The organism is Flavonifractor sp. An306 (assembly GCF_002159455.1).
In the GTDB taxonomy this organism is placed as follows: Bacteria; Bacillota; Clostridia; order Oscillospirales; family Oscillospiraceae; genus Flavonifractor.
The window spans coordinates 1-1,671 of the sequence record NZ_NFIQ01000180.1 but is presented as its reverse complement, the minus strand read 5'-3'; the positions used below and the strand labels follow the sequence as shown (position 1 = coordinate 1,671).

Below are 1,671 nucleotides of genomic sequence, written 5' to 3'. Positions count from 1 at the left end.
CATCTGCGGTTCCAGACTCTGGAGGATCTTCTCCATATTGTTGGTTTCACTGGCCAGAGTTTTGGTCTGGGTGATGGTCTGGATGTCCACCCCAACCTCGTCCTTCCGCATCATATCCAGCAGATAATAGAGGCGGCCATCCCGCTCAAAATCCTCGGTGGGAATCTGGGATGGGTCATCTGCCAGGGACAGTTGGTACACTTTCTTGATCCTGGGGCTGTCTCCCTCCATATACTCCTCTACCGATGTGGGGTAGTAACTGGCACTCTGCTCCGGTTCAGCGGCCAGAGCAGGGACAGATGCCGCCAGGAGCAGGGTCAGGGCGCACATCGTAGTCAAAATGCGTTTCATACTGGATTCCTCCTACAACAATTTTTCTTTTGATTTGCCGGAAATGATATTGTTATTTCTTCTTTTGAAAATTGTCACCCCCTTTCCCGGAGCACATTTCGCTGCAGCAGATACTCATTCCAATCCTTTCCCTGTGGCGGAAGTTGTTGAGACACCTCATAGTCCTCTGCGGAGAACATTTCTCGGAGCTTTTGGGTTGCCTGCCGACCATGTTCATCGTTATCCAGGCACAGAATAATCCGGCGTATGTGTGGGTTGTCTCGCAGATAGGTCCGCAGTCCTCCTTCGTACAGCCCACACAGTGCCACCGCGTTGGAGGTTACTTTCCGGTGCAGGGTGCAGAAGCTCATCAGGTCGATTGGGGCCTCAAAGACAAGAACTGCATCATGCTTCTTGCTGCAGTAAAGTCGAAATGCGATGTCCTTATTGCTGCCTGGGACATCCCCCTTAAAGCTGCTGCCGTTCCAATCATAGGTTCCTCGTTGATTGGCAAATACCGGCGCTCCTGATTGGTCCCGGCCAACAAAGACACAGTTGTGATGTTGGGCGTCCTCGTACAGCAATCCAGCCTCCACAAAGCCCCGGATCACTTGGGGTGCGATCCCACGCTTGCGGAGATAGGCAAACACCCTGCGGTGATCCACGTTGGCAGGGGGGAGGGTAAAGGGGACCTTTTCCTCCTTTTCCTTGGTCTGCCGCGGAGTGCTCACCGGGGGAGAGTCACGGGCGCGGCCATGCCAGGTCAGCAGGTACTCCACGGCCTCCGGGAAACTTTTGTTATAGAACCGCTGGAGGAATGTGATGGCATCTCCGCCGATGCCCTCTGAGTAGCGGAACCAGGTACGTCTGTCCTTGATCCGGATGCTGTCCATCTCCTGCGTGGTGTAGTACCTGCCGATCCGCTTCACCTGGTAGCCCAGGGAGATCAGCAGATCTGGAAGGTCCGTGTCTCGGACAGTGGCCATTTCAGCCTCTGTAAAACGAGTTTTTTCTGACGTTTGTATCATGTTCACCCCCCTTCTAGGAAAAACAAAAAAGGGGCCGGAGGACGCATCTGCTTGAGATGTGTCCTCCGGCCCCTTGCTTTGACTCCTTGTGTTATTGTTCGATGTCCGCTGTGCCTCTCTCCGCCTCCGTGCTGGCCTCGCTGGCGTCTGGGGTGGTACCGGCGGCTCCGTTGTCCTCCGGGGCTTCCTCGGTGCTCTCAGGGCCCTCCTGTGGGGCCAGGCTGGCTTCGGCTTCCGCCAGCGCCTGCTCGATCAGGCCCAGGACGAAGTCCCGCTGGGTGAGCTTTACGCCGGTCCGAGCCGTTTCTCTGGC

At 55.9% G+C, this 1,671-nt stretch carries 1 protein-coding gene and 2 pseudogenes; all 3 read right to left on the bottom strand.

What is annotated here, in order from left to right; translation table 11 throughout:
- Positions 1 to 351, bottom strand: a pseudogene (locus B5F88_RS19355) (hypothetical protein); the annotation flags it as partial.
- Positions 352 to 425: 74 nt separating this feature from the next.
- Positions 426 to 1,316 carry a toprim domain-containing protein gene (locus B5F88_RS19350; RefSeq protein ID WP_242959898.1) on the bottom strand — a complete coding sequence of 297 codons (891 nt, stop codon included), beginning with the start codon at positions 1,314 to 1,316 and terminating at the stop codon, positions 426 to 428.
- Positions 1,317 to 1,449: 133 nt separating this feature from the next.
- Positions 1,450 to 1,671, bottom strand: a pseudogene (locus tag B5F88_RS19345) (translation initiation factor 2); the annotation flags it as partial.

Coding starts and splice junctions, on each gene's coding strand:
- B5F88_RS19350 (WP_242959898.1), bottom strand. CDS start 1,316: ATGGCCACTGTCCGAGACACGGACCTTCCAGATCTGCTGATCTCCCTG.